Raw genomic sequence first — 22,636 nt, 5'->3', positions numbered from 1 at the left:
GGTGCGCGGCGACGGGGGAGCCCGGCTGAAAGTGAGAAGGGCCATGGCCCTCCGGCACCCGAACGCGGCGGCCCTCAGGTCAGGGCCGCCGCGTCCCGCGTCGGGAGGTGGTCCAGGCGGCGCAGGATGACGCCCTCGCGCAGCGCCCAGGGGCAGATCTCCAGCTCCTCGACGCCCAGGAGGTCCATCGCGCCCTCCGCGACCAGTGCCCCGGCCAGCAGCTGTGCGGACCGCCCGTCGGATACGCCGGGGAGCTGGCCGCGCTCCTCGACCGTCATCGCGGCCAGCTTCGGCACCCACTCCTCCAGCGCCTTGCGGCTGAGGGTGCGCTGCACGTACAGCCCCTCGGTGGAGCGGGCGGCGCCGGCGATCCTGGCGAGCTGCTTGAAGGTCTTGGAGGTGGCCACGACATGGTCGGGGCGCCCGAAGCGGGTGAACTCGCCGACGCTGCGGGCGATGCTCGCCCGTACGTGCCGGCGCAGCGCCCGCACCTCCACCGGGTCCGGCGGATCGCCCCGCAGCCAGCCGGCCGTGAGCCGTCCGGCGCCGAGCGGCAGCGACACCGCCGCGTCCGGCTCCTCGTCGATGCCGTACGCGATCTCCAGCGAGCCCCCGCCGATGTCCAGGACCAGCAGCTTGCCCGCCGACCAGCCGAACCAGCGGCGCGCGGCGAGGAAGGTGAGCCGGGCCTCCTCCGCCCCGCTGAGGACGGTGAGGTCGATGCCGGTCTCGTCCCGCACCCGGGCCAGCACGGTGTCGGCGTTGCCCGCCTCCCGTACCGCGGAGGTGGCGAAGGCCAGCACGTCCTCGCAGCCCTTGTCCTCGGCGGCCTGGGCCGCATCCGCGATCGTCGCCACCAGCCGGTCCACGCCGAGCGGGCCGATCGCGCCGTCCTCGTCCAGGAGCTCGGCCAGGCGCAGCTCCGCCTTGTGCGAGTGCGCGGGCAGCGGGCGGGCGCCGGGGTGTGCGTCCACCACCAGCAGATGAACCGTGTTCGACCCCACGTCGAGGACTCCGAGTCTCATACGCAGAACGCTACTGCGGCTGCCGACTTACTCTTGGCGCGTGCCAAAGACGAAAAAGGCGAAGCCGGACAAAGTCACGAAGAAGCAGAAAACGAAGCAGGAGATGCAGCAGCCGCAAGCAAAGGGACCCGAGGGGTCCGACGAGACGGGGATCGACTTCGCGCGGGCCTGGGTGGAGTTTCCGGACCCCGCCGACGACGAACAGGTCTTCCGCTGCGACCTGACCTGGCTGACGTCCAGGTGGAGCTGCATCTTCGGCAGTGGCTGCCAGGGCATCCAGGCCGGTCGCGCGGACGACGGGTGCTGCACGCTGGGCGCCCACTTCTCCGACGAGGACGACGAGAAGCGGGTGGCCGGTCATGTGGCCCGGCTGACCCCCGACCTGTGGCAGTTCCACGACGTGGGTACGGAGTCGGGCTGGGTGCAGACCGACGACGACGGGGAGCGCCAGACGCGGCGCTGGGAGGGTTCGTGCATCTTCCAGAACCGGCCCGGCTTCGCGGCCGGGGCCGGCTGCTCGCTGCACATCCTGGCGCTGCGGGAGGGCAAGGAGCCGCTGGAGACCAAGCCGGACGTGTGCTGGCAGCTGCCGGTGCGGCGGACGTACGACTGGATCGACCGGCCCGACGACACCCGGGTGCTCCAGGTGACGATCGGTGAGTACGACCGCAGGGGCTGGGGGCCCGGGGGCCATGAGCTGCACTGGTGGTGCACCTCGGCGACGTCGGCGCACGGTGCCGGGGAGCCGGTGTACGTGTCCTACCGGCCCGAGCTCACCGAGCTGATGGGCAAGGAGGCGTACGACCGGCTGGTCGTGCTGTGCGAGGAGCGGCTCTCCGCGCTGCTGCCGATGGCGCCGCACCCGGCCGACCCGGTGTAGCCCGCGCGGTTCGCGGGCCGGTCGTTGTCGGGCGCGGGCCGGCCGTTGTCGGGCGCGGGCCGCGGGCCGGCAGGGGCCGTTCCGTCCGTGGTGGTTCAGTTCGCCGGGGGCGGGACGCTCGGGCTCTCTCCCGGGCCGGTCGGGGCCGGCGGACTCGGGGACCCGCTCGGCTCGCCCGGGTCCGTCGGCGTCGTGGTGGGGTCCGTCGGGTCGGGCGTCGGTTCGGTCGGGTCCGGTGTCGGCTCCGTGGGATCCGGTGAGGACGGCGGCGGGTCCGAGGGCACGGGCGGGCGCGGGTGGAGCGAGCCGCTCGGCCGCGGCGGGTGCGAGGGGTGCGGCCGGACGCCCGAGGGGCGCTTCGCGCCGTTGCCGTGAATCGCGACGACCGACCCCGACGGGGTGAGGGCGACCCGTGCCGTCCAGGGCGAAGCCGGCTCGCGCCCGTGGTCGACGAGGACGCGGATCGTGACGCTGCCGCCCGCCGCGAGCTTCCCGGAGGAGCTGCTGAGGCGCAGCCAGGACGCGGCGGTGCGGGCCGACCAGGCGACGGGGCCGGCTTTCGACGCGGTCAGGGTGATCATCGTCGTGGAGCCGGAGGGGCGCGCCTCGACGGTGAGCCCGCCCGTGCGGTGCCGTCCCCTGTCCGGGCCCGCCTGGGTGTCCACGCTGATGACCTCCGCCGAGACGTCCGGGAGGCCCTCGTCGGTGAAACGGGGGCCGGACTCGGGGGTGGCGTTGCCCGCGTTCTCGTAGCGCCCGTACGGGTCGCCGCCGCGGCTGCCGTCCGTCTCGGTCGCGGTGACCGCGGAGCCGTCGTGCCCCTCGCCGGTGAGGGGTGCGCCCCGGTAGGCGGACCACAGGGCGATGACCGGGGCCGCGACGACCGTGGCGACCACCGTGGTCGTCATGACCCTCGACCGCAGCCGGTCCCGGCGCGCGGCGTGGTCCTTGGGGTCCATCGGGAAGCCCGCCCGGTCGAACCGCGGAGTGGCGGACCGATTCTTCTGGGTCTTCTGGGCATGGATCATGGCCACGTACGCGGACGGGCGCGGTGCCTCGACGACCGCCAGCGCGGCGGCCGGGGTGACGGCCGCCCCCGGCCACGGGCCCTCGGCATCGGCCCGCTCGGCGGCGCGACGGCAGCGGGGGCAGTCGTCCACGTGCCGCACGAGCTCGCGGCGCAGGGGGGCGGAGAGCAGCAGGCGCCGGTCTCCGGTGAGCCTGCCCGCCGCGGGGCAGCCGCCCGACTCGACGACGGCGAGCGCGGCCCTGGTCCGCTCGACCTCGCAGGCGGCCGCGGCCAGGAGCTCCCTGGCGGCGGCGGTCTCCAGGCCCAGGACCGCGGCGACCGCGACCGGGGTGAGCCGGTGCCGTACCGCGAGCTCCAGCGCCTCCCGCTGTTCGGGGGTGGTGCCCGCGGCCTCGGGCCAGGCGAGCTGGGCCAGCTCGCGGCGGTGCGCCTCGGCGGCGGCGGGGGTCTCCGGGGCGGGCGCGGAGTGCGGCGGCGCGGACCGGGGCGGCGCGGTGGCGGTCTTCGGTGTGTGGGCGGCCACCGGAGGCGGGGGCGTACGCCGTCCTGCGCGCACCGACTGCACCGGCTTCCCGCGCTGCCCGACCGCCAGTGTCCGGTCGTGCCGGCGGTGGGCCTGGCGGCCCTGCTTCTGTTCGGTGAGCCTGCGCAGGCACGTCCACCTGGCCAGCGCGTACAGCCAGGTCTTGCGTTCCTCCTCGTCCGAGGGACACCGTCCGCCCTGCCGTTCCGCCAGGGCGAGCACACCGCCGAGCGCGTCGGTGGCGGCGTCGTGGTCGCAGAGGACGGAGAGGCAGTAGGTGAACAGGCCGTCCAGATGCGGTTCGTAACGGGCAGGAGGCTTCTTCGGTGAAGAGTGGGGCGCACGGTGCTGCGTCCGGTGTGCGCCGGGGGGGCTCGCGGGTGTCTCCAGCCTGCTGCTCGTCACCTTGCGACCGTAGGCAGGACGGGGCGTGCCCCTGGCGCCCCTTGCGTAGATTTAACCCTTTCGGGTGAACGTATCGCGTAAAAGCGGCCGGGATCGGACGCGGCTGGACGGGACCGGGCCGGACCGGACGGGGCGTGCGGGGGCGTGCGCTCCCCTCGCCGCACCGCGCCGGACGGCACTGTCCGAGGTCACCTATACGGTGGCGCCATGGCCACCCGTACGAAATCCGCGAAGGACCGGCCGTCCTACCGCTGCACCGAGTGCGGCTGGACGACCGCCAAGTGGCTCGGCCGCTGCCCCGAGTGCCAGGCGTGGGGGACGGTCGAGGAGTTCGGCGGCGCCCCCGCGGTCCGCACCACGGCGGCCGGCCGCGTCTCCACCGCCGCGCTGCCGATCGGCCAGGTCGACAGCCGGCAGGCCACCGCCCGCTCGACCGGCGTCGGCGAGCTGGACCGGGTGCTGGGCGGCGGCCTCGTGCCCGGTGCCGTCGTGCTGCTGGCGGGCGAGCCGGGCGTGGGCAAGTCCACCCTGCTGCTGGACGTGGCGGCCAAGGCGGCGAGCGACGAGCACCGCACGCTCTACGTCACCGCGGAGGAGTCCGCGAGCCAGGTCCGGATGCGCGCCGACCGGATCCGGGCGATCAACGACCATCTGTACCTGGCCGCCGAGACCGACCTGTCCGCGGTCCTCGGTCATCTGGACGCGGTCAAGCCGTCCCTGCTCGTCCTGGACTCCGTGCAGACCGTGGCCTCTCCCGAGATCGAGGGCGCGCCCGGCGGCATGGCGCAGGTCCGCGAGGTCGCCGGGGCGCTGATCCGTGCCTCCAAGGAGCGCGGCATGGCGACCCTGCTAGTCGGCCACGTCACCAAGGACGGGGCGATCGCCGGGCCCCGGCTGCTGGAGCACCTCGTCGACGTGGTGCTGTCCTTCGAGGGCGACCGCCATGCCCGGCTCCGGCTCGTCCGCGGCGTGAAGAACCGCTACGGCGCGACCGACGAGGTCGGCTGCTTCGAGCTCCACGACGAGGGCATCACCGGCCTCGCCGATCCCTCCGGCCTCTTCCTCACCCGGCGTGACGAACCCGTGCCCGGCACCTGCCTGACCGTCACCCTCGAAGGCAAGCGCCCCCTGGTCGCGGAGGTGCAGGCGCTCACGGTCGACTCGCAGATCCCCTCGCCCCGGCGCACCACCTCGGGTCTTGAGACGTCAAGGGTGTCGATGATGCTGGCCGTACTGGAGCAGCGCGGCCGGATCAGCGCGCTCGGAAAGCGGGACATCTACAGCGCCACGGTCGGCGGCGTGAAGCTCACCGAGCCCGCCGCGGACCTGGCGATCGCACTGGCCCTGGCCAGCGCGGCGAGTGACACACCGCTGCCCAAGAATCTTGTGGCGATCGGTGAGGTGGGGCTCGCGGGCGAGGTCAGAAGGGTCACCGGGGTCCAGCGCAGACTGGCCGAGGCACACCGTCTGGGCTTCACACACGCGCTGGTGCCGACCGATCCGGGGAAGGTCCCGGCCGGTATGAAGGTCACGGAAGTCGCCAACATGGGCGACGCGCTGAGAGTCCTCCCGCGCCGGTCTCGTACACAGGCCCCGCAGGAGGACGGCGCACGCCGGTAGACTTTGCCCTGGTCTCGCCCGTCCGTACGAACGGTACGAGGGACGTGGGGTGTTTCGTTCGGATCGTGCCCGACCCGGACGAGAGGCCCCGAGGGCACCGCAAACCTGTGACCGGAGGAGTGCAGTGGCAGCCAGCGACCGGGCAGCATCGCCCGGAAAGTCCGGCCAAGGCACCGGTAACGAGGCGCTGATGCGCGCCTCGTTGAGTGCCGTCGCGCCCGGAATGGCCCTGCGGGACGGCCTGGAGCGCATTCTCCGCGGCAACACCGGCGGGCTGATCGTGCTCGGCATGGACAGGATCGTCGAGTCGATGTGCACCGGCGGCTTCGTGCTGGACGTGGAATTCACCGCGACCCGGCTGCGAGAGCTGGCCAAGCTCGACGGGGCGTTGATCCTCGACAAGGACATGACCAAGATCCTGCGTGCCGGCGTGCAGCTGGTCCCGGACGCGTCGATCCCCACCGAGGAGACCGGCACCCGCCACCGCACGGCGGACCGGGTCTCCAGGCAGTGCAATTTCCCGGTGGTCTCGGTCTCGCAGTCGATGCACCTCATCGCGCTGTACGTGCACGGGCAGCGCCGGGTCCTGGAGGAGTCCGCCGCGATCCTCTCGCGCGCCAACCAGGCCCTCGCCACCCTGGAGCGGTACAAGCTCCGGCTGGACGAGGTCGCCGGCACGCTCTCCGCCCTGGAGATCGAGGACCTGGTGACCGTCCGGGACGTGACGGCGGTCGCGCAGCGCCTCGAGATGGTGCGCCGGATCGCGACCGAGATCGCGGAGTACGTGGTCGAGCTCGGGACCGACGGGCGGCTCCTCTCGCTCCAGCTCGACGAGTTGATCGCGGGCGTGGAGCCGGAGCGCGAGCTGGTCGTGCGCGACTACGTGCCGGAGCCGACCGCCAAGCGGTCGCGCACCGTGGCGGAGGCGCTCACCGAGCTGGACGCGCTGTCCCACACCGAGCTGCTCGAACTGCCCGTCGTGGCGAGGGCGCTGGGTTACAGCGGCTCCCCCGAGACGCTGGATTCGGCGGTCTCGCCGCGCGGTTTCCGGCTGCTGGCGAAGGTGCCCCGGCTGCCCGGGGCGATCATCGACCGGCTGGTGGAGCACTTCGGCGGTCTGCAGAAGCTGCTCGCGGCGAGCGTGGACGATCTCCAGACGGTGGACGGGGTCGGCGAGGCGCGGGCGCGCAGTGTGCGCGAGGGCCTGTCGCGGCTGGCCGAGTCGTCGATCCTCGAACGGTACGTGTAGCGGTACGCGGACGGGGCGGGGGCGTACGCCCCCGCCCCGTCCACAAGCCCCCGGCCGAGTCCGTGGGCCCCACGTCAGTCCGTCGTCAGTGCTCCGTCAGTCCTTCGCGAGGACGAACGAGGCGCGCTGCACGGGCTCGCCCGGTGCCTTGGCCTCGACCAGGTACGTGCCGGGCCCGGCGTTCCCCGGGGGCGGCGTCGCACACTTCGGGGCGCTCTTTGCGCGGTTCCACTCCACGGTGTGCACGACGGTCGCGCCCGCCGGGACCTTCAGCAGTACGGCGGCCGCCTCGCGCGGGCAGTCCTTGGAGGACCACACCTCGTTGTCGTCGCCGCCCGCCTCGGTGATGGTGAGCACCGCGCTCTTCGGGCCGAGGTCGGCCTTGCAGGTGGTGGAGGAGGTGTTCTTGGCGATCAGCCGGAACTTCGGCTTCTCGCCGGGTGCGTAGCTCACGTCGCTCTTGAGGGTCAACTGCAGGGAGCCGGCGGTGCAGTCGGGGACGGAGGAGCCGGCCGGCAGCCGCTGCCCCGCACTCCCGCCGCTGCCGCCCGAACCGGAGCCCGAGCCACCGTCCGGACCGCTGCCGGAGTCGCCTTCGGAGCCTGAACCGGCGCTTCCCGAGCTGCCGTTGGCGCCGTTCGAGCCGCCGGAACCGGAGCCGGAGCCGCCGCTGCCGTCGCCTCCGCCGGAGGCGCCCGACTCGTCGCGTCCGCCCGGCTGTTCACTGATGGCGGGGCCGGAGCCCGAGGGCCCCGGCGTGATCGCGTCGGTGGGACCGGAGCCGGGGCCCCTGGAGTCGTCGTGGTTCCCCTTGCCGTCACGGGAGGTGACTGCCCATACGACCAGCAACGCGAGCAGCGCGATCAGCGTCGCCGCTACTGCCCTCCGTCGCCAGTAAATGGTGGAGGGAAGCGGCCCGATCGGATTACGCAAAGATCCCACGGCGCAAACTGTACGAGAGATCCGCCCCAACTCCCGCCCCACCCGCCGCCCTGATCCCCAAGTTTTGCGGATCATCATCCCGGGAGGGCCCGCCCGCAACCCCTGGCACCCTCCGTGCGGCCAGTTGCCGCAACCGGCGCCGGGGTGTGCGGCCAGTTGCCGGACCGGAGGTCAGGCGGCGCGGGGACAGACGGGTGGCACTATCACTCCAAGGGCTCTTATGAGGGGCGACACCCCCGTGCGCGGGTCCGTCGTCTGCCCTTCCGTGCCAGGATCGGACGTGCGATGACTGCCACCACAGCGACACAGACGCCCCCCGCATCCCTCCACACCCCCGTCATCGGGTGGTTCGACCAGCACGCCCGCGATCTGCCCTGGCGCCGCCCCGAAGCGGGCGCCTGGGGTGTGATGGTGAGCGAGTTCATGCTGCAGCAGACCCCCGTCAACCGGGTGCTCCCGGTCTACGAACAGTGGCTGGCCCGCTGGCCGCGCCCCGCCGACCTCGCGGCCGACCCTCCCGGCGAGGCGGTCCGCGCCTGGGGCCGGCTCGGTTACCCCCGGCGAGCGCTGCGGCTGCACGGGGCCGCCCAGGCAATAACGGAACGGCACGGCGGCGACGTACCGAGCGAGCACGCCCAGCTGCTCGCGCTGCCAGGCATCGGTGAGTACACGGCGGCGGCCGTGGCCTCGTTCGCCTACCGGCAGCGGCACGCCGTCCTCGACACCAACGTCCGCCGGGTCTTCGCACGGGCGGCGACCGGCATCCAGTACCCGCCGAACGCGACCACCGCCGCCGAGCGCAAGCTCGCCCGCGCGCTGCTGCCGGAGGAGGACGAGCGGGCGGCGCGGTGGGCCGCCGCGACGATGGAGCTCGGCGCCCTCGTCTGCACCGCGAAGAACGAGGACTGCACGCGCTGCCCGATCGCGGAGCAGTGCGCCTGGCGGCTGGCCGGGAAGCCCGCGCACCAGGGGCCGCCGCGCCGCGGCCAGACGTACGCCGGTACCGACCGGCAGGTGCGCGGACGGCTGCTCGCCGTGCTGCGCGAGGCGGTGACGCCGGTGCCGCAGTCGGCGCTGGACGCCGTGTGGGACGAGCCGGTGCAGCGTGCCCGCGCCCTGGACGGGCTGGTCGCCGACGGCCTCGTGGAACCGCTGGCCGGCGGCCAGTACCGGCTGCCGCTGACCTGACGGCCGGGCGGGGCCCGTCCCCGCCCGGCCCGGGTGAGCCACCGCACCCGGGCCCCCTTGCCCCACTCCTCCTGCGCTGTTACACAACCGATGGGCAGCCGTGCGTCGGCGTATGGCTGCTCCGCACAGCCTCGTGACAACCGCTCCGTAGCGTCACCGACGTCAGCCCGACGACCAGGCGGCTGGCAGCGGTTCACGGGGTTCCACGGGGATGGAGGCGGTTGTAATGGCGCAGGGCGAGGTGCTCGGCTTCGAGGAGTACGTGCGTACCCGGCAGGATGCGCTGCTGCGCAGCGCACGCCGGCTGGTCCCCGATCCCGTGGACGCACAGGACCTGCTGCAGACCGCCCTGGCCCGCACCTACCGCCGCTGGGACGGCATCGCCGACAAGTCCCTCGCCGACGCCTATCTGCGCCGCGTCATGATCAACACCCGGACCGAGTGGTGGCGGGCCCGCCGGCTGGACGAGGTCCCCACCGAGCAGCTCCCCGACGCCAGCATCGAGGACGGCACCGAGCAGCGTGCCGACCGCGCCCTGCTGATGGACGTCCTGGGCGTGCTGGCTCCCAAGCAGCGCAGCGTCGTCGTGCTGCGACACTGGGAGCAGATGAGCACGGAGGAGACGGCCGCGGCGCTGGGTATGTCGGCCGGTACGGTGAAGAGCACGCTGCACCGTGCGCTGGCGCGGCTGCGCCAGGAGCTGGAGAGCAGGGAAGAGGCGGCCAGGGAGGCCCGGATCCGCGAGGACCGGGAGCACCGGCCGGCCGTCCGTGCCGCGTCGGCCACCGCTCCGGTACGGGCCAGGAGCGCGGCGCAGGGGATCGGGCGTCATGACGAGCGGGGGCGGGAGCGGTGCGCGGCCTGACAGGCAGCGGTGGCGGCGGCGGCGCGAGCGGCGACGCGGTCACCGACGGGGGAAGCGGCAACAGAACCGGTGGCGGCGGACGGCACCTGACCCGGTGGGCGGCGAGCAGTACGGCTCTGGCCGGGCTCGCCGTCATCGGGCTGTTCGCCGTCAGCTGCTCGACGGGGGGCACCGGCACCCGCGACGAGGGACCTGCGGGCACCCAGCCGGTCGCGCAGATCACGCCGACCGCCGCGGCGCCGTCCAAGGCGCGGCCCACCCCCCGGGTCGATGCCGTGGCCCTGCTCAAGGCGGACACCAGGGTGAGCGAACGGGTCCGGACGGACCTGAAGCCCTGTACCGGTGACGAGTACCCGGTGGACACCTCGTACGGGAAGCTGACCGGCGGCCCCGGCGCCGACGTGGTCGTGAACGTGATGACCTGCGGCGATTCGGTGGGCGTCGGCACCTACGTGTACCGGCCGCGCGCCAACGGCACGTACGAGAACGTGTTCACCACCGAGCAGCCGGCGGTCTACGGGACCATCGACCGAGGTGACCTGGTGGTGACGACCCAGGTCTACGGGAAGAAGGACTCGGTCGCCTATCCCTCGGGCGAGGAAGTGATCACGTACCACTGGGCGAACACGCGGTTCAGCGAGGAGGACCGGGTGCACAACGACTTCAACCGAGCCGTAGGTGCCGGGGAAGGGGACTTCCCGGAGCCCACGGAACCGACGAAGAACTGAGAGCTTTCCGATGGCCGAGACACATGTCCTGTTCGTCGAGGACGACGACGTCATCCGCGAGGCCACCCAGCTGGCGCTGGAGCGGGACGGCTTCGTGGTCACCGCGATGCCCGACGGGCTCCGGGGCCTGGAGGCGTTCCGGGCCGACCGGCCCGACATCGCCCTGCTCGACGTGATGGTGCCGGGACTGGACGGGGTGAGCCTGTGCCGCCGCATCCGGGACGAGTCGACGGTTCCCGTGATCATGCTGTCGGCCCGTGCCGATTCGATCGATGTGGTGCTCGGCCTGGAGGCCGGCGCCGACGACTACGTCACCAAGCCCTTCGACGGCGCGGTGCTCGTCGCCCGGATCCGCGCGGTGCTGCGCCGTTTCGGCCACGCCTCGGGCGGCGGCCCCGGCGGCGCGGCCGGGGCGGACACCGGGCCGGAGGGCGGGGTGCTGGTCTTCGGTGACCTGGAGGTCGACACCGAGGGCATGGAGGTGCGCAGGGCCGGCGAGCAGGTGGGCCTGACGCCGACCGAGATGCGGCTGCTGCTGGAGTTCTCGTCCGCGCCCGGCACGGTGCTCTCCCGCGACAAGCTGCTGGAGCGGGTCTGGGACTACGGCTGGGGCGGGGACACCCGGGTCGTGGACGTCCATGTGCAGCGGCTGCGCACGAAGATCGGCCAGGACCGGATCGAGACGGTCCGCGGCTTCGGCTACAAGCTCAGGGCATGAGGCGGCCGTCCCTGCGGACGAGTGTCCGCTGGAAGATCAGCATCGCGATCGCCGCGGTCGGCGCGTTGATCGCGGTCGCACTGAGCCTGGTCGTGCACAACGCCGCCAGGGTCTCGATGCTGGAGAACGCCCGCGAGGTCCAGCTGGAGCGGCTGACCTACGCCCAGCTGCTCTACGAGGCGACGAAGACGAAGAAGGCCGACCCACGCTTCGGCGCGAAGATCAACGATCCGACGATGCCGAAGAGCCTGCGGCAGGAGACCCGGAAGAACCGGCGTGCCACACATGTGGAGGACGGCGGCGGGGTGCCGGACGTCTGGGCGGCCGTGCCGCTGCCCGGCGGCGACGTGCTCTCGCTGCACACCCGCTTCGCGGACCGCTCCACCACGATCATGGGCGACCTCGACCGGGCCCTGATCATCGGTTCGGTCTCGGTGGTCTTCGGCGGCTGCGCGCTGGGCGTCCTGATCGGCGGCCAGCTGTCGCGCCGGCTGCGCAAGGCGGCGGCCGCGGCCGGGAAGGTCGCGCAGGGCAATACGGAGGTCCGGGTCCGGGAGGCCGTCGGCGGCGTCGTCCAGGACGAGACCGATGAGCTGGCCGGTGCGGTGGACGCGCTGACGGACGCGCTGAACGAGCGGATCGAGGCCGAACGCCGGGTCACCGCGGACATCGCGCACGAGCTGCGCACCCCGGTGACGGGGCTGCTGACGGCGGCCGAGCTGCTGCCGCCGGGCCGCCCCACGGAGCTCGTACGGGACCGGGCGCAGGCGATGCGCACGCTGGTCGAGGACGTGCTGGAGGTGGCCCGGCTGGACAGCGCCTCGGAGCGGGCCGAGCTGCAGGAGGTCGCGCTGGGGGACTTCGTGAGCCGCCGGATCGCGCTGCTGGATCCGGACGTGCGGGTGCAGGTGGTCCACGAGTCGTGGGTCAGCACCGATCCGCGCCGCCTCGAACGCATCCTGGGCAATCTGCTGGGCAACGCCGCCAAGCACGGGTCCACCCCGGTGGAGGTCACGGTCGAGGGCCGGGTGGTCCGCGTCCGCGATCACGGTGCGGGGTTCCCGGAGGCGCTGCTGCGTGAGGGGCCGAGCCGGTTCCGTACCGGATCGACCGACCGGGCGGGTCACGGCCACGGGCTGGGGCTGACGATCGCGGCCGGTCAGGCGCGGGTGCTCGGCGCCCGGCTGACCTTCCGCAACGCCGCCCCCGAGGGCGCGGCCCCGGGTGTGGGCGGGGCGATCGCCGTGCTGTGGCTGCCCGAGCACGCGCCGACCGACACCGGCAGCTACCCGATGCTCCAGTTCGCCGAGCAGCGCGGCGCCAGGCCGAACGGCAGGACGGCCGCGGGCAGCGGCAAGGACGTCGGCCCCGGCTCCTCGGAGAGCTGAGCGGACCGAGCGGGCGGCACAGCGGGCGGTACGGGGACGGCCGCACGGACCCGGCCACGGGAAGGCCCCCGGGGCGCACGCGGAAATCGCGCGCCCCGGGGGCCTCTGCCGTACGGCTACGGCTACGGCTACGGCTACACCATGCTGTCGGCCGGCTCGGGGGCCGCGCCGCGCAGCGGGACCTCCTTGACGAACAGCGCCGCCACCAGGGCGACCAGTCCGACCGAGGCGCCGACCAGGAAGGCGATGTGCGTGCCGGACGACACCGCGAACTCGTACGCGTCACGCACCGGCACCGGAAGCTTCGCCAGACTCGCCGCGTCCAGCTGGGCGGAGTGCGCGGTGGCTCCGCCGCCACCGCGGGCGGCCATCTCGTCCTGGACCCGGCCGGTGAACAGGGCGCCCATGATGGCGACGCCGAAGGAGCTGCCGAGCGTACGGAACAGGGTGGTGGCGGACGAGGCGACACCCATGTCCTTCAGCTCGACGCTGTTCTGCGCGACGAGCATCGTGATCTGCATCAGGAAGCCCATGCCGGCGCCGAGCACCGCCATGTAGATGCCCGAGGTGAGGCGGGTGGTGCCGGTGTCCATCGTCGAGAGCAGGAAGAGTCCGGCCACCATCAGGATCGAGCCGACGATCGGGAAGATCTTGTACCGGCCGCTGCTGGTGGTGACGCGCCCGGCGATCAGCGAGACGACCATCATCGAGAGCAGCATCGGCAGGAGCAGCAGTCCGGAGTTGGTCGCGGACGCGCCCTGGACGGACTGCTGGAACAGCGGCAGGAACAGCACCGCGCCGAACATGACGAAGCCCGCCATGAAGCCGACCACGGACATCAGCGTGAAGTTCAGGTTGCGGAAGATGTGCAGCGGGATCATCGGCTCGGCGGCCTTCGTCTCGACGAAGACGAAACCGGCCAGCGAGGCGACGCCGATCGCGATGAGCTCCATGATCACGGCGGAGTTCCAGTCGTACTGGGAACCGCCCCACGTGGTCACCAGGACGATCGCGGTGATGCCGACCGTCAGCAGCACGGCTCCGAGGTAGTCGACCTTCGCCTTCCGCTTCTCCCGCTTGGGGAGGTGCAGCACGGCGGTGACCATGGCCAGGGCGACGATGCCCAGCGGCAGGTTGATGTAGAAGGCCCAGCGCCAGCCGAGGTGGTCGGTGATGGTGCCGCCGACCAGCGGTCCGCCGATCATCGCGATCGCCATGACGCCGGCCATCATGCCCTGGTACTTGCCACGCTCGCGGGGCGGCACCAGGTCACCGATGATCGCCATGACGCCGACCATCAGACCGCCGGCGCCGAGCCCCTGGATCGCGCGGAAGCCGATCAGCTGGCTCATGTCCTGGGACATGCCGCTGAGGACCGAGCCGACCAGGAAGATCACGATGGACGTCAGGAACATGCCCTTGCGCCCGTACATGTCACCGAGTTTGCCCCAGATGGGCGTGGAGGCCGCGGTGGCGAGGGTGTACGCGGTCACCACCCAGGACAGATGTTCCAGTCCGCCGAGGTCTCCGACGATCGTGGGCATCGCGGTGCCGACGATCAGGTTGTCGAGCATGGCCAGCAGCATGGCGATCATCAGGGCGCCGATCACCACCCGCACACTGCGCTGCTGCGGCTCACCCTTCGGCGCGCGTTTCGGCTTGCCGCCGGCCGCCTTCCCGTCCGTCGCCGTCTTCAGATCCGACATCTTCCCCAACTCCCCTGATCCCCTGCTCACCGGACCCTTACTTGCCGCCCGGCTAGTTGACTACACTGGGGGAAAGTACCCCCGCAACTAGCCGGGCGTCAAGTAAGTATGGGGAGAGCACCATGAGCAGCACGCCGCAGCCGCGCCGGGGCAACACCCGCCAGCGCATCCAGGACGTCGCTCTGGATCTCTTCGCCGAGCAGGGCTACGAGAAGACCTCCCTGCGGGAGATCTCCGAGAAGCTGGACGTCACCAAAGCCGCCCTCTACTACCACTTCAAAACCAAGGAGGACATCCTCGTCAGCATCTTCGAGGACCTCAACCGGCCCGTCGAGGACCTGATCGTCTGGGGCCGGGGGCAGCCGCACACCCTGGAGACGAAGAAGGAGATCCTGGCGCGCTACAGCGAGGCGCTGACCACCGCCGCCCCGCTCTTCCGCTTCATGCAGGAGAACCAGGCGACCGTGCGCGACCTGAGCATCGGCGTGACGATCAAGGACCGGATCCTGGCACTCGTCGGCCTGATCAAGGATCCCGAGGCGCCGATCATCGACCAGGTGCGGTGCTTCAGCGCGCTCTTCACGATGCACGCCGGCATGTTCGCCCTCAAAGACGTCGACGGCGACCCCGAGGACAAGCGCAAGGCCGTCCTGGAGGTCGCCGTCGATCTGGTGACTCAGGCGCACGACCCGGGTGCCGCGAGGTAGCGGACCGGGTCGCGGGCGGATCAGACCGTGACACCCACCTTGTGCAGGTAGTTGACCGGGTTGATCGCGGAACCGTAGTTCGGGGTGTTACGGATCTCGAAGTGCAGGTGCGGGCCGCTGGAGTTGCCGGTGTTGCCGGAGAGGGCGATCTTCTGCCCCTTCTTCACGTGCTGGCCGACGTGCACGTCGATCTTCGAGAGGTGCGCGTACTGCGAGTAGCGGCCGTCGCTGTGCTTGATCACGACGGCGTTGCCGTACGCGGGGCCGTCACCGGCGCCGTTTCCGCCGGTCTTCACCACGGTGCCCTTGTGCGCGGCCTCGACCTTGGTGCCGATCGGCACGGCGAAGTCCTGGCCGGAGTGCTTGTGGGCCCAGCGGCTGCCGTCGGTGCCGTAGCTCGCGCTCAGCTCGTAGTGGTGGACCGGGGTCTCCCAGCGCAGCTTCTTGGCGGCCTTCTTGGCCGCCTTCTTCTTGGCCTCGGCCTTCTTCTTGGCTGCCGCCGCCTTCTTCTTCGCCGCGTCGGCCTTCTTCTCGGCCGCGTGCTTGGCCGCCTTGCCCTGCGCGGTCGCCTGCTTGGCGACCGAGTCGGCGGTGGTGGTGCTCGTCAGGTTCGCGGTACCGGCGGTTCCGGTCGTGCCGGCCGCGAACGCAGCGCCCGCACCGAGAACCATCGACGTACCGAGACCGGCCGCCACCACGGCGCCGCGCACACGGGAAGCGGACGGGCGGTGGGAGTGCTTGAACGTAACGCGCTTCGACATAAGCGGAAAACCTCCGGGGAAGACTGGACCCGGCGTTCCTGCCGGGCTGGCCATCCCTTGGTAACCCGCCACCCCGCCGGTGCTCAAACCCCCCATCTACGAAGAAAAGCCGTAGGCGGAGCCCCGGGAATTCACTTCTGCGGGTCCCGGGCCGGGCTCCTCCCGGGCGGTCGAATCTCTTCGCCGGGAGACGTTTAACCCCAGTTCCAAACCGCCCTTATCGGACATGACCCCATTATGGGGGCACTTCATCCCGTAGCCCCCAAGGTCCCGCCGGACGCAGGGCCGAAGGTCCCTCCGGCGATCATGACGCCCGCTCCTAAGCCGGCTAGTAGGCCTCGAAAGGGCTGTGCGCCTTGTCACCGCCGGTGGGACCAAAGGCCGTCCGATTCGGGACCTTCGGCGGACAACCTGGCTACGCTGGCACGGCGAAAACCGATCGGCTCCCGGGGGGACGGCACATGACCGGCAACAGCGCAGGTACGGGCGGCGCGGGTACGGGCGGAAACAACGGCAACGGCGCCCGGGGCACGGGACGCCACGACGGCATCGAGCTCGCCGACGCCGTCGAGTCGGTCCGCAACCAGCTCATCGAGGCCGCCACCCGTGGCACGGGCCGCCCGCTGGCCTTCGAGGTCGGTGACATCCAGATGGAGTTCACCCTCGAACTCCGCAAGGAGGTCAAGGGCTCCGCCCGGGTGAAGGCCTGGGTGGTGGAGGCGGGGGCCGACGCGGGCCGCGCCACCGGCCACACCCACAAGGTCGCCTTCACCCTGAAACCACGCGATGTCACGACCGGCGAGGCCTGGCAGATCGGCAACGAGGCCGACGGCAGTACCGAACGGTTCGGCCAGGGGCGGTCCCGGCAGTGACAGTCCTGCTGCCCGCGGACCGCACCGTCGTGGTCCTGGGCGCCGGTTCCGTCCAGGGCAGCGGTGTCCTGCTCACCGACCGGCTGGTGCTGACGTGCGCCCACGTCGTCAAGGGCGGCGGTCGCTGCTCCGTCGCGCACCCGGGCCTCGCCGGACACACGGACTCGGCCGTCGTCTGGATCGACCACGGCCTCGACGCCGCCCTCGTCCGGACGACGGCCCCGCTGCTCCCGGCCGAACCGGTACGGCTCGGCGTCCTGCACAGCAGCCAGGCGCTCACCGGCTGCGAGATCACCGGCTTCCCCGACGCGCAGCGCCACGGCCCCGGCGAGCACCTGGAGGCCGACCAGTACACGGCCACCGTGCTGCCCATGGCGGGCCGGCCGCGCGACGTGCTCGTCCTGGAGCTCGACGGCCCGCCGCCCGCCGGGTCCGACCGCGAGCCGCCCGCGCTGCGCGGGCTCTCCGGCGGACCGGTCTTCGCCGGCAGCGTCCTGCTCGGCATCGCCCGGCAGATCCCGCCCCGGCGCGGGGGCCGCCGGGTGGAATGCGTACCGCTCGGTCCGCTCCTGGCCTCCGAGCCCTTCCGGCTGGTCTACCGCCAGAGCGGCGCCGAGCCCCACCACGAACAGGTCCACGGGCACTTCCCCAAGGACCTGCGCTACGAGGAGGAGTACGCGGCCGCGCTCGGCGCCGCGTACCGGCGCACCAAGATCTTCGGGCTGGACGAGCTCGGCCGGCACGACTCCGAATGGGACCTCGACACCGCCTACCTCAGCCTGGAGGCACAGCCGCGCGACCACTCGGGACCGCCCGACGAGCCCCGCCCAGTGCCCCAACGCGTCGACGCACTGCTCGCCGAGCGCCCACGGGTGCTGCTGCGGGGCGACGCGGGCGCCGGGAAGACCACCCTGGTCTGGTGGCTCGCGGCACACGCCGCCGCCGGCACCCTCGGGCCGAAGCTGACGGCGCTGAACGGACTGGTGCCCTTCGTCGTCCCGCTGCGCACCCTGCGGGCGCGGGGCGGCGCCTTCCCGTCCGTCGGGCAGCTGGCGGCCGCCGCCTCGACGGCAGTCGACGACCCGCCGGAGGGCTGGACCGGGCGCGTCCTGGAGGCCGGGCGCGGGCTGCTGCTCGTGGACGGCCTGGACGAGGTCACGCCGGACGACCGCGAGGCCGCGTACGACTGGCTGTCGCGGCTGCTGCGCCGCTACCCGGCGACCCGCTGCGTGGCGACCGTGCGCCCGCACGCGGTGGAGCCGGACTGGCTGGCTTCCGAGGGCTTCGAGGAGCTGCGGCTGCTGCCGATGCGGAACGAGGACATCGCGGCCTTCGTCGCGGCCTGGCACCGGGCGGCCCGGCTCGACGACCCGGACCACGCGGCCCTGGCCGAGCTGGAACGCGATCTGACCCGGCAGTTCGACACCAACTCCACCCTGAGCAACCTGGCCCGCACCCCGCTGCTGTGCGCCGTGATCTGCGCCCTGCACCGGCGGCGCCAGGGCCTCCTGCCGGAGACCCGCTGGAGCCTGTACGACGCCGCGCTCGCCATGCTGCTCGGCAACCGCGACAGGCGGCGCAGGATCGACGCCCCCGAGGGCATCACGATGAACGTGGACGAGCAGGCCCAGCTCCTCCAGCGCATCGCGATCTGGCTGGTGCGGGGCGGCCAGTCGGAGCTGGACCGCGACCAGGCGCTGCACCAGCTGGAGCAGGCGCTGCGGGGGATGGAGCAGGTCCGGCGCCAGGGCTCGGCGCAGGAGATCCTGACCCATCTGCTCAACCGCAGCGGCGTCCTCCAGGAGCGGGCCGACGGCGTCTACCAGTTCGCCCACCGGACCTTCCAGGACTTCCTCGCGGCGAAGGAGTTCGTCGAGGGCGGTCATCTGCACGAGCTGATCGGCCGGGCGGACTCCCAGCAGTGGCAGGACGTCATCCTGCTGTCCGCCGGGCACTGCGGCCGCCGCGAGCACCCTGTACTGATCAACGGCCTGCTGGACACAGGGGTGCGCGCGGAGGGCGGCGTCAGCCGGGCCGAGCTCCACGTCCTGGCCGCATTGTGCGCACAGCACGCGACCTGGCTCGACGACACGACGCGCGACCGGGTCTCCGATGCCGTGTCCGCACTGTTCCCGCCCGGCTCCTTCGCGGAGATCCACCTTCTCGCCCGGCTGGGTCCGGCCGGGCTGCACCATCTCCCCGATCCGTCGGAGCCCCGGCTCAAGGGCATCCACCGCATCGCGAACCTGATCGCAGAGGTCGGTGGTGCGGATGCCGTCCCGTACGCCCGCCGGTGGGCACTCGCCCACCCCGAGCTCGAAGCAGAGTTCCGGGAAGCCTGGGCAAGGTACCCGGCGGCCCTCTACGCGGAGCAGGTCCTCGCCACGATGGAACTCCGGCACCGGAGGCTGAACGTCGGCTCACTGGACCAGTTGGCGGCGCTGCGCCATCTCCCGGCCGTCACGGAACTGAGGATCACTGGGGAGCTCTCCTCGGCCGAGCTCGGGACCGGCCTGCGCGGCAGGCCGTGGAGCGAGCTCACCATCCAGGGGAACACCGCGCTGACGGAGCTGTCCTTCCTGGCCGACGCTGCCGGAACGCTGACCGAGCTGACGCTCGGGGACTGCCCACAAGTCCGGGACCTCGGCCCGCTCGGCGGGCTTCGGGAGCTGAAACGGCTCCGGCTGGACATGAGTCACCTGCCGCCCGCCGCTCTGTACGCCACGGCCGGGAACGGGCTGTCCCTGCTGTCCCTCGACTGCCTCTCGGCACACAGGCTGAGTGAGGTGCCCGCGCACCCGCAGGTGACCGCGCTGTCGATCAGTGCGTCGCCCCAGGTGACGATCGACTCGCTGCGCGGCTGGGGCCGGCTGAGCTTCCTTGAACTGCTGTCCCCCACTGAGATTCCCACCATGTGCGCCGCGCTCCAGGAGTCCGCTCAGGTGACGGACCTGGTGGTGCAGGCGCCCACCTCGAAGTTCCTGGACGTGGCCGTGGTCCCGTCGGTCACCACCCTCAGCCTCCATCCGCTCGGGCGGCTGAACGACCTGGGTGCGCTCCCCCAGGTCTTTCCCTCGCTGAGAGTGCTGGGGCTCACCCCTCCTCCCCTCGACGCGGCCATCGATCTGACCCCGCTGGAAGTACTGCCGGGCCTCAAGGTCGATGTCACCGGGTTCGCCGAGGTGTCCGGCGGCAAGGGGCTCGACGTACGCCGCTGAGCGCACGGCGAAGGGGCGGCCCCCGACCGGTCGAAACCGGTCGGGAGCCGCCCCTTCTCAACGCTCGGGCGCGCTAGGCGCCTGTCACGCTTCCTTCGTCATGTTCGGGCCGGCGCCGCCTGCCGCCTGCTCGATCGGGGGGACGTCGGGCAGAGCCGACTTCTCCTCGCCGCGGAAGGTGAACGCCTTCTCGTCACCCTCGCCCTCGGTGCCGACGACCACGATGTGACCGGGGCGCAGCTCACCGAAGAGGATCTTCTCGGAGAGGATGTCCTCGATCGAGCGCTGGATCGTCCGGCGCAGCGGCCGGGCGCCCATCACGGGGTCGTAGCCCTTCTTCGCCAGGAGCGACTTCGCGTCCGCGCTGAGCTCGATGCCCATGTCGCGGTCCTTGAGCCGCTCGTCCACCTTGGCGAGCATGAGGTCGACGATCTGGATGATGTCTTCCTCGGTGAGCTGGTGGAAGACGACCGTGTCATCGACACGGTTGAGGAACTCGGGCCGGAAGTGCTGCTTGAGCTCTTCGTTGACCTTGTTCTTCATCCGCTCGTAGTTCGTCTTCACGTCACCCTGGGCGGCGAAGCCCAGGTTGAAGCCCTTGGAGATGTCCCTGGTCCCGAGGTTGGTCGTCATGATGATGACCGTGTTCTTGAAGTCCACGACCCGGCCCTGGGAGTCGGTCAGGCGACCGTCCTCCAGGATCTGGAGCAGGGAATTGAAGATATCGGGGTGGGCCTTCTCGACCTCGTCGAAGAGGACGACGGAGAACGGCTTGCGGCGCACCTTCTCGGTGAGCTGGCCGCCCTCCTCGTATCCCACGTAGCCGGGGGGAGAACCGAAGAGGCGGGAAACCGTGTGCTTCTCGCTGAACTCCGACATGTCGAGGGCGATCAGCGCGTCCTCGTCACCGAAGAGGAATTCCGCGAGCGTCTTGGAGAGCTCGGTCTTACCGACACCGGACGGACCGGCGAAGATGAACGAGCCACCGGGGCGCTTCGGGTCCTTCAGGCCTGCTCGCGTACGGCGGATCGCCTGCGAGAGGGCCTTGATGGCGTCCTTCTGGCCGATGACGCGCTTGTGCAGTTCGTCCTCCATGCGCAGCAGACGGGAGGACTCCTCCTCCGTCAGCTTGAAGACCGGGATGCCGGTGGCGGTGGCGAGGACCTCGGCGATGAGCTCGCCGTCGACCTCGGCCACGACGTCCATGTCGCCAGCCTTCCACTCCTTCTCGCGCTTGGTCTTCGCGGAGAGCAGCTGCTTCTCCTTGTCGCGGAGAGAGGCTGCCTTCTCGAAGTCCTGGGAGTCGATGGCCGACTCCTTGTCCCGGCGGACGCCCGCGATCTTCTCGTCGAACTCGCGGAGGTCCGGCGGCGCGGTCATCCGGCGGATGCGCATCCGGGAGCCGGCCTCGTCGATCAGGTCGATCGCCTTGTCCGGCAGGAAGCGGTCCGAGATGTACCGGTCGGCCAGCGTCGCGGCCTGGACCAGCGCCTCGTCCGTGATGGACACGCGGTGGTGGGCCTCGTAGCGGTCGCGCAGACCCTTGAGGATCTCGATGGTGTGCGGCAGCGAGGGCTCCGCGACCTGGATGGGCTGGAAGCGGCGCTCGAGAGCGGCGTCCTTCTCCAGGTGCTTGCGGTACTCGTCGAGCGTGGTGGCACCGATGGTCTGGAGCTCGCCTCGAGCCAGCATGGGCTTGAGGATGCTCGCGGCGTCGATCGCGCCCTCGGCGGCGCCCGCACCCACCAGGGTGTGGAGCTCGTCGATGAACAGGATGATGTCGCCGCGGGTGCGGATCTCCTTGAGCACCTTCTTCAGGCGCTCCTCGAAGTCACCGCGGTAGCGGGAACCCGCGACCAGCGCACCGAGGTCCAGGGTGTAGAGGTGCTTGTCCTTGAGGGTCTCGGGCACCTCGCCCTTGACGATGGCCTGGGCCAGGCCCTCGACGACCGCCGTCTTGCCGACACCGGGCTCACCGATGAGGACGGGGTTGTTCTTCGTGCGGCGGGACAGCACCTGCATGACCCGCTCGATCTCCTTCTCGCGCCCGATGACCGGGTCGAGCTTGGATTCACGAGCGGCCTGGGTGAGGTTCCGGCCGAACTGGTCCAGCACCAGGGAGGTGGAGGGCGTGCCCTCCGCGGGGCCGCCCGCTGTGGCAGCCTCCTTGCCGCCCGAGTAGCCGGAGAGAAGCTGGATGACCTGCTGGCGGACCCGGTTCAGGTCGGCGCCCAGCTTCACGAGGACCTGGGCTGCGACGCCCTCGCCCTCGCGGATCAGGCCGAGCAGGATGTGCTCGGTGCCGATGTAGTTGTGGCCGAGCTGAAGGGCCTCGCGGAGCGACAGCTCCAGGACCTTCTTGGCTCGGGGAGTGAAGGGGATGTGGCCGGACGGGGCCTGCTGGCCCTGACCGATGATCTCCTCCACCTGCTGGCGGACCGCCTCGAGCGAAATCCCGAGGCTCTCCAGGGCCTTAGCGGCGACACCCTCACCCTCGTGGATCAGGCCCAGGAGGATGTGCTCGGTGCCGATGTAGTTGTGGTTGAGCATCCGGGCTTCTTCCTGAGCCAGGACGACAACCCGCCGCGCGCGGTCGGTGAACCTCTCGAACATCGTTAATCGCTCCTCAGAGCGGTCAGGCAGTAAGGGGTCGGTCCCCTCCCTGTCCTTCCGCAGCTTAGTCCCGCAAGCGGGGACCGCTCATTTCGACTGCCGACACCCGGCCCTGCTTCCCGGGGGATCTCATGCCCCGAACGCCGACAACTGCTCCAACCCGATGGTGCGAGACGATGTTCCCGCAGGCCAGGCAGA

General features: G+C 71.6%; 17 protein-coding genes. 11 read left to right on the top strand and 6 right to left on the bottom strand.

Annotation, left to right across the window (positions count from 1 at the left end):
* Nucleotides 1–74: 74 nt before the first annotated feature.
* A complete protein-coding gene (locus ACGFU6_RS25670) occupies nucleotides 75–1,025 on the bottom strand; it encodes a Ppx/GppA family phosphatase (RefSeq protein WP_393614197.1) in 951 nt (316 codons plus the stop codon).
* Nucleotides 1,026–1,065: 40 nt separating this feature from the next.
* On the opposite strand from ACGFU6_RS25670, the gene ACGFU6_RS25665 reads away from it, so the two are divergent.
* On the top strand, nucleotides 1,066–1,905 hold the full coding sequence (locus tag ACGFU6_RS25665; RefSeq protein ID WP_393614195.1) for a hypothetical protein: 840 nt from the start codon (nucleotides 1,066–1,068) through the stop codon (nucleotides 1,903–1,905).
* A 95-nt stretch (nucleotides 1,906–2,000) separates the two neighbouring features.
* On the opposite strand, the gene ACGFU6_RS25660 is transcribed toward ACGFU6_RS25665, so the two are convergent.
* The gene (locus ACGFU6_RS25660) at nucleotides 2,001–3,863 is read right to left on the bottom strand and encodes a hypothetical protein (protein ID WP_393614193.1); all 1,863 of its coding nucleotides are present in this window, start codon (nucleotides 3,861–3,863) and stop codon (nucleotides 2,001–2,003) included.
* 207 nt (nucleotides 3,864–4,070) lie between these two features.
* On the opposite strand from ACGFU6_RS25660, the gene radA reads away from it, so the two are divergent.
* On the top strand, nucleotides 4,071–5,483 hold the full coding sequence (radA, locus tag ACGFU6_RS25655; protein WP_123525272.1) for a DNA repair protein RadA: 1,413 nt from the start codon (nucleotides 4,071–4,073) through the stop codon (nucleotides 5,481–5,483).
* Nucleotides 5,484–5,607: 124 nt separating this feature from the next.
* A complete protein-coding gene (disA, locus tag ACGFU6_RS25650) occupies nucleotides 5,608–6,732 on the top strand; it encodes a DNA integrity scanning diadenylate cyclase DisA (protein ID WP_393614191.1) in 1,125 nt (374 codons plus the stop codon).
* Nucleotides 6,733–6,828: 96 nt separating this feature from the next.
* Here disA and ACGFU6_RS25645 read toward each other — a convergent pair whose 3' ends face one another.
* Nucleotides 6,829–7,674, bottom strand: a complete 846-nt coding sequence (locus ACGFU6_RS25645; protein ID WP_393614189.1) for a hypothetical protein — start codon at nucleotides 7,672–7,674, stop codon at nucleotides 6,829–6,831.
* 285 nt (nucleotides 7,675–7,959) lie between these two features.
* Here ACGFU6_RS25645 and ACGFU6_RS25640 point away from each other — a divergent pair, with 285 nt between their 5' ends.
* The 5 genes from ACGFU6_RS25640 to cseC all read left to right on the top strand — a co-directional run bounded on the left by ACGFU6_RS25640 (nucleotide 7,960) and on the right by cseC (nucleotide 12,561).
* Nucleotides 7,960–8,862, top strand: coding sequence for an A/G-specific adenine glycosylase (locus tag ACGFU6_RS25640; protein ID WP_393614187.1), 903 nt, complete (start codon nucleotides 7,960–7,962; stop codon nucleotides 8,860–8,862).
* 226 nt (nucleotides 8,863–9,088) lie between these two features.
* Nucleotides 9,089–9,727 carry a SigE family RNA polymerase sigma factor gene (locus tag ACGFU6_RS25635; RefSeq protein WP_393614229.1) on the top strand — a complete coding sequence of 213 codons (639 nt, stop codon included), beginning with the start codon at nucleotides 9,089–9,091 and terminating at the stop codon, nucleotides 9,725–9,727.
* The gene (locus ACGFU6_RS25630) at nucleotides 9,715–10,455 is read left to right on the top strand and encodes a hypothetical protein (RefSeq protein WP_393614185.1); all 741 of its coding nucleotides are present in this window, start codon (nucleotides 9,715–9,717) and stop codon (nucleotides 10,453–10,455) included. Before ACGFU6_RS25635 ends, ACGFU6_RS25630 begins: the two co-directional genes overlap by 13 nt.
* A 10-nt stretch (nucleotides 10,456–10,465) precedes the next feature.
* The gene (gene cseB / locus ACGFU6_RS25625) at nucleotides 10,466–11,173 is read left to right on the top strand and encodes a two-component system response regulator CseB (protein ID WP_393614183.1); all 708 of its coding nucleotides are present in this window, start codon (nucleotides 10,466–10,468) and stop codon (nucleotides 11,171–11,173) included.
* Nucleotides 11,170–12,561, top strand: a complete 1,392-nt coding sequence (cseC, locus tag ACGFU6_RS25620) for a two-component system sensor histidine kinase CseC (RefSeq protein WP_393614181.1) — start codon at nucleotides 11,170–11,172, stop codon at nucleotides 12,559–12,561. The genes cseB and cseC overlap by 4 nt, the downstream gene beginning before the upstream one ends.
* Nucleotides 12,562–12,695: 134 nt before the next feature.
* Here the strand turns inward: cseC and ACGFU6_RS25615 are convergent, their stop codons facing one another.
* A complete protein-coding gene (locus tag ACGFU6_RS25615; RefSeq protein WP_393614179.1) occupies nucleotides 12,696–14,267 on the bottom strand; it encodes an MDR family MFS transporter in 1,572 nt (523 codons plus the stop codon).
* A 122-nt stretch (nucleotides 14,268–14,389) separates the two neighbouring features.
* Between ACGFU6_RS25615 and ACGFU6_RS25610 the strand changes: the two genes are divergently transcribed.
* Entirely contained in the window at nucleotides 14,390–14,974 is a 585-nt protein-coding gene (locus tag ACGFU6_RS25610) for a TetR/AcrR family transcriptional regulator (protein ID WP_393614177.1), read from the top strand.
* 20 nt (nucleotides 14,975–14,994) lie between these two features.
* Here the strand turns inward: ACGFU6_RS25610 and ACGFU6_RS25605 are convergent, their stop codons facing one another.
* Nucleotides 14,995–15,735, bottom strand: a complete 741-nt coding sequence (locus ACGFU6_RS25605; RefSeq protein ID WP_393614175.1) for a M23 family metallopeptidase — start codon at nucleotides 15,733–15,735, stop codon at nucleotides 14,995–14,997.
* Nucleotides 15,736–16,196: 461 nt separating this feature from the next.
* On the opposite strand from ACGFU6_RS25605, the gene ACGFU6_RS25600 reads away from it, so the two are divergent.
* Both ACGFU6_RS25600 and ACGFU6_RS25595 read left to right on the top strand, forming a co-directional pair.
* Entirely contained in the window at nucleotides 16,197–16,607 is a 411-nt protein-coding gene (locus ACGFU6_RS25600) for a trypco2 family protein (protein WP_393614173.1), read from the top strand.
* On the top strand, nucleotides 16,604–19,825 hold the full coding sequence (locus tag ACGFU6_RS25595) for an NACHT domain-containing protein (RefSeq protein WP_393614171.1): 3,222 nt from the start codon (nucleotides 16,604–16,606) through the stop codon (nucleotides 19,823–19,825). The genes ACGFU6_RS25600 and ACGFU6_RS25595 overlap by 4 nt, the downstream gene beginning before the upstream one ends.
* Nucleotides 19,826–19,909: 84 nt before the next feature.
* Here ACGFU6_RS25595 and ACGFU6_RS25590 read toward each other — a convergent pair whose 3' ends face one another.
* The gene (locus ACGFU6_RS25590; protein ID WP_393614169.1) at nucleotides 19,910–22,438 is read right to left on the bottom strand and encodes an ATP-dependent Clp protease ATP-binding subunit; all 2,529 of its coding nucleotides are present in this window, start codon (nucleotides 22,436–22,438) and stop codon (nucleotides 19,910–19,912) included.
* Nucleotides 22,439–22,636 lie beyond the last annotated feature (198 nt).

The organism is Streptomyces sp. NPDC048462 (genome assembly GCF_043200175.1).
Taxonomy (GTDB): Bacteria; Actinomycetota; Actinomycetes; order Streptomycetales; family Streptomycetaceae; genus Streptomyces.
Note: the sequence above shows the minus strand (reverse complement) of the source record. Positions and strands in the feature narration are given on the sequence as shown.

Coding starts and splice junctions, on each gene's coding strand:
- ACGFU6_RS25670 (WP_393614197.1), bottom strand. CDS start 1,025: ATGAGACTCGGAGTCCTCGACGTGGGGTCGAACACGGTTCATCTGCTG.
- radA (WP_123525272.1), top strand. CDS start 4,071: ATGGCCACCCGTACGAAATCCGCGAAGGACCGGCCGTCCTACCGCTGC.
- ACGFU6_RS25640 (WP_393614187.1), top strand. CDS start 7,960: ATGACTGCCACCACAGCGACACAGACGCCCCCCGCATCCCTCCACACC.
- ACGFU6_RS25635 (WP_393614229.1), top strand. CDS start 9,089: ATGGCGCAGGGCGAGGTGCTCGGCTTCGAGGAGTACGTGCGTACCCGG.
- cseB (WP_393614183.1), top strand. CDS start 10,466: ATGGCCGAGACACATGTCCTGTTCGTCGAGGACGACGACGTCATCCGC.
- cseC (WP_393614181.1), top strand. CDS start 11,170: ATGAGGCGGCCGTCCCTGCGGACGAGTGTCCGCTGGAAGATCAGCATC.
- ACGFU6_RS25615 (WP_393614179.1), bottom strand. CDS start 14,267: ATGTCGGATCTGAAGACGGCGACGGACGGGAAGGCGGCCGGCGGCAAG.
- ACGFU6_RS25610 (WP_393614177.1), top strand. CDS start 14,390: ATGAGCAGCACGCCGCAGCCGCGCCGGGGCAACACCCGCCAGCGCATC.
- ACGFU6_RS25605 (WP_393614175.1), bottom strand. CDS start 15,735: ATGTCGAAGCGCGTTACGTTCAAGCACTCCCACCGCCCGTCCGCTTCC.
- ACGFU6_RS25600 (WP_393614173.1), top strand. CDS start 16,197: ATGACCGGCAACAGCGCAGGTACGGGCGGCGCGGGTACGGGCGGAAAC.
- ACGFU6_RS25590 (WP_393614169.1), bottom strand. CDS start 22,438: ATGTTCGAGAGGTTCACCGACCGCGCGCGGCGGGTTGTCGTCCTGGCT.